Origin of the sequence: Kitasatospora sp. NPDC056783 (assembly GCF_042789895.1) — a bacterium.
Taxonomy (GTDB): Bacteria; Actinomycetota; Actinomycetes; order Streptomycetales; family Streptomycetaceae; genus Kitasatospora.
The window spans coordinates 1-4,199 of record NZ_JBHUAF010000547.1 but is presented as its reverse complement, the minus strand read 5'-3'; the positions used below and the strand labels follow the sequence as shown (position 1 = coordinate 4,199).

At 65.5% G+C, this 4,199-nt stretch carries 4 protein-coding genes; all 4 read left to right on the top strand.

From position 1 onward, the window contains the following. On the top strand, nucleotides 1-540 hold a 540-nt coding region (locus tag ACFRMQ_RS38815), incomplete at its 5' end, for an HAD family hydrolase (RefSeq protein ID WP_380735606.1). Nucleotides 541-662: 122 nt separating this feature from the next. Continuing rightward, complete coding sequence (locus tag ACFRMQ_RS38810) at nucleotides 663-1,190, top strand: DUF6932 family protein (protein WP_380735605.1); 528 nt, start codon at nucleotides 663-665, stop codon at nucleotides 1,188-1,190. Between the two features lie 107 nt (nucleotides 1,191-1,297). Continuing rightward, complete coding sequence (locus ACFRMQ_RS38805; protein ID WP_380735604.1) at nucleotides 1,298-2,245, top strand: hypothetical protein; 948 nt, start codon at nucleotides 1,298-1,300, stop codon at nucleotides 2,243-2,245. A gap of 1,439 nt (nucleotides 2,246-3,684) precedes the next feature. Then, a complete protein-coding gene (locus tag ACFRMQ_RS38800) occupies nucleotides 3,685-4,155 on the top strand; it encodes a hypothetical protein (RefSeq protein ID WP_380735603.1) in 471 nt (156 codons plus the stop codon). Nucleotides 4,156-4,199: the final 44 nt, after the last annotated feature.

The following is a 4,199-nucleotide window of genomic DNA, read 5'->3' as shown; positions in this document are numbered from 1 at the left end:
GGCGAGCAGGCCCCGACTGGGGCGGAGGAGGAGACCGACCCGCTCGCCTTGCTCCGCCTGGTCGCGGACGCCCGCCCTGATCTCACGGAGAACACGGACGCCGTGCTGGCCGCGCTAGAGACCGAAGCCGTGCGGCTGGCCAGCCCGACCCCGGGCGGAGAATCGGTTCTGCGAGCATGCGCCCGCTCCGGCCGGCTGGTCTCCGTGGTCAGCAACAACGCGGGCGCGGCCATCGAGGCTTACCTCACCGAGCACGGCCTCAGCGACTACGTGGCCGGTATCTTCGGGCGCGCCCCTGGCGACCCCTCGTCCATGAAGCCGAACCCGCGCCTCCTGCTCGAAGCCATGAAAGCTGCAGGCACTGGGCCAGAGCACTGCATCTTCATCGGCGACGCGGCCCGCGACGTAGAGGCTGGAGAGGCGGCTGGCGTTCCCACGATCGGCTACGCCAACAAGCCGGGTAAGGGGGCCAGGCTGGCCGCCGCGGGGGCCGTGGCGATCGTGGATTCGATGCAGCTCATTGCAGATGCGCTCAGCTAGACGGCACGGGCAGCCCACGCCGTCCGAACAGCCGATAACGCTTCAGTGTGCAAGCTGGGCCTCAGACAGGGGCTGGCAGTAGGCTGCCCAAGCCGCGCGTCACCCGTGAAGAGGAGCAACCAGTGATCCCTGCGCTGAGCTCCGATCACGGCTATCTGCCTGTAGGCCGCTACGCAGCCACGCGAGACGAGGTCATCGACCGCTTCGTCCTGCATGAGGATTTCGATGGCTCTTCAACCCGACAAGCGCTCTGGGATGAATGGGAGCTCCACCTCATGTTTGTAGAGGCCGCTCTCGGAACGATGCCGCGCGCCTGGCTCGCTGGCAGCTTTGTCACCCAGAAGGCCGAACCTGCAGACGTCGATGTCTTCTACGGATTTCCTGCCGACTGGTACGACCGGCTTGACCAGCAGGATGTCGACAGCCTCGCAGATTTGCTGGAGCACTCGTGGTGCCGAAGCCACGGCATGCGGGTCGATGCATACGCTGTGCGACTCCCGGATAGCGTCCACTTTGATGATCTTCGAGCAGGGCAGCTCAGCGCGAGGAATATCCAGGCTTTCCAGTCGCTGGGTCTCTACGATGAAATCTGGCAACGCTCGCGCAGTGGGATTGCCGTCCGTCGCGGATACCTGGAGGTGCAACTATGACGCAGCCAGAGATCCCGCGCGACAAAGCGGCCCTGCGAGCTTGGCTCCGCGAACAGCGAGCTGCAGACGGTCGCCAATCGAGACCTCACGTCACTCATCGAGAGCTTATGACCCAGCAGTGGCGGGCACTTCAGGCTGCCGCTGGCTTTGCGGCACACAGCCTGACAGCAGAAACGGAGGGCAGCCAGCCAGCTGCTCCCTCCGAAGTCGGGGACCGGCGACGTCTCGACTTGGCCCTTGATGGCGGACAGGTCGAAGGGCACGAGGCTCCCATCACCCTCCTCGGGAGCTTCTTTACGTCGCTCCAGAACACTGTTACGTCGGTGGCTCAGGCCTTGACAGGCGCGCCAACCGCAGCGGCTCCCATCCCCGGCCATATTCAGGGTGCAACCTTGCTTCGCTCGGCACCCGCATTTCCATCCTCCTACGGTGTGCACCTTTATGGCCCTGCCCAGAGCCCTCCGGTCCATACCCAGGATGATCTCTTCGGGTCAGCTGTAGATTCGCCATCATCGTCCCTGCTTGATGAAGCTGTTGCGGCGATCTTTGAGATCGCCGAAACTGCTCAATCCTCACCTGGTGATGAGGATTTGTCTGACGATCGACTGGCGGACCGCGTGGTGCCGCTCGGGCAGCGAGCTGTAAAGCATCTCGGTACGCTCTCGGGCTTGCTCGCGGAGGCAGGGGTCGATCTCAGGCTCTCCTGGGAACCTGGAACCGACCGTGCTCGAACCTGCACTCTTGACCGGCACGGTGCAGCCCGGCTGAAGCTTCTGAGTGACCGAGTGGACTTCGGAGAAACGACGGCAGAGATCATTGAGGGACTGCTCGTCGAAGCCAGCATGCGCCGCGGTTCGGTGGAGATCCAGACTCGAACAGGACGCCTAATCGCAGCCAGAACCGCTGAAGAGGTGACGATGCGGCTGGGCGACGATCTTCTGGGAAAGCCTGTCGAAGCTACAGCGACGGTCACAACCGTTCGCTACACAGCAGGGCGTGAGAGGCAGGTCTACACCGTCACAGACCTACGCCCGGCAGAGTCGCGTAGTGACTAGCCGTCTCAGTCCCCTTCTCGTTCACATGAGTTCAGACTAGAGCGGCCAGCTTGAGCAAGGACTGTTTCGCCCTGGTCAGGCCACGCGTAACCGGCTGCGAACGCCAATCTGGAGCATTCGGGAGCGCGTTGAGCGCCGGCCGGGGTAGAAGAGGAGGGCGAGCCGTTCGGCCTCCCCCGGCTGGTCTCGGACGCCCGCTCCGATCCCGCGGAGCACGGACGCCGCGCTGGCCGTGCTGGAGCCCGAAGCCGTCCAGGGTCGGTCGCCCGAACCTGGACGGCAGGCGTGGCCATCAAGGCCAACTCACTGAGCACGGTTTTGTGGATTGTGTGGCTGGCGTCTTCGGGCGGTTCCGGGCGACCCCTCGTCAATGAAGCCGAACCCGAGTCTCCTGCTCGAAGCCATGGCGACTGCGGGCGCCGGGTCGGAGCATTGAATCTTCATCGGCGACGTGGCCTGCGGCGTCGAGGCGGGGGAAGCGGCCAGCGCTCCCGCGATCGGCTATGTCAACAGGACGCCAAACTCGCCTCCGCTGGCACCATTGTGGTCGCGGATTCGATGCAACTCATCGGCGACGCCCTGCGCTGAGAGCGCCGCAGGGGCGGCGAACAGTACGCGAAGTGACGGACATCACATGGGGTCGGGTGCGACACGCCGAGGCGCTGCAAGGGGCCTCTGGCGGGCGATCTCCGGGTTGGTGACCGAATCGCACCATCGCCAAAATGGAACGTTAATCAAGACTCGCGTTTCATGAACAAGCTAACCCAAATCCGCAACATGGCGGCTTTCCCACCCAGCCCCTGACCTGACCTTCGGGCGATAGGCTTCTGCCCGTCAGGTCCTCAGGCGCTCGCCCCGTTTCGGGTCCAACCAGGCCCGCCTTGCGCCCCGTTGGGGAGCGCCCCAGCGGCGTCGAGCAGGAGGGGCCCTGACATGGCATGTAGGTCACGAAGGTCGAGCAAGCGACTGAACAGCCCCGATTGGTGGATGGTCGGGATCAGCGGGCTCGGGCTCATGGTCACGATTGCCGAGTGTGTGGGGAGGCTCATCCATTAGGTATGAGGCCAGGGGACGGACGACAGCGGGCGGGCAGCAAGTAGGCCCGGCCGGTAGATGCTCGGCCGGGCCTACTTAACCCCGCGCTGAGGGCCCGGTTCTGGTTGCCGCCAGGGCCGGGCCCGCGTGTGCGCGGAGGCTCTCACTTTGTCTCTCGGTCCGACGAGGTTCTCGTCGCTTCTAGTCTGGCGCCCTCGCCTCAACAAAAACAACTTCCAAAATGGATGTTGTTCATGGGAGGGCCTATGCCCAGGCCTGCCGCGTGTACTACCCAAAGCCTCACGAGGGCGTGGCCGTGGCTCCGCGGACGGCGCCGAGATGGGCTCTCTCGTTGCGAGGTTTCGCCCTGTCGCTAGCTGCGTGGTGTCGGTAGGTTCTGGGCGGTGATTACTCAGATCGTCACGCTGGTGGGCGTCCTGCTGGGGGCGCTCACCTCGTTCGTGGCCACCGGGTGGGCGGAGCGGGCCAAGCACCGGCGGGTGCTGGCCACGCGGTGGGATGAGCGGAAGCTCGACACCTACGTGCAGTATGCGACCTGCGTGAAGGAGATCGCGGCGGTGGCCAAGCGGGCCGTCGACGCCGAGGCGGGGTCGACGGCGCGGGCGGAGTTCCTGGCCACGATGGAGCAGGCGGAGATCCAGCGGTCGGCGCTCTTCGAAACGCTCGTGCTGCTGGCGAGTCCGGCCGCGGTGGAGGCGGCGAAGGCGGTGAACGCCGCGCTGTGGGAAACCGAGATCGCGGCCCGCGGGCACGCCGGCGTGCCCGACGGCGCCGTCCTGATCGAGTTGCTCAACGCCTACCACTCGCAGGCCCGGCTCGACCTCGGCGTCGGCAACCCGGTCGGCGGAGCGTGACCGGAAACACAGAAGGGCCAGGCTCGGGCAGCGGAGACGCTGCC

Coding starts and splice junctions, on each gene's coding strand:
- ACFRMQ_RS38805 (WP_380735604.1), top strand. CDS start 1,298: ATGACCCAGCAGTGGCGGGCACTTCAGGCTGCCGCTGGCTTTGCGGCA.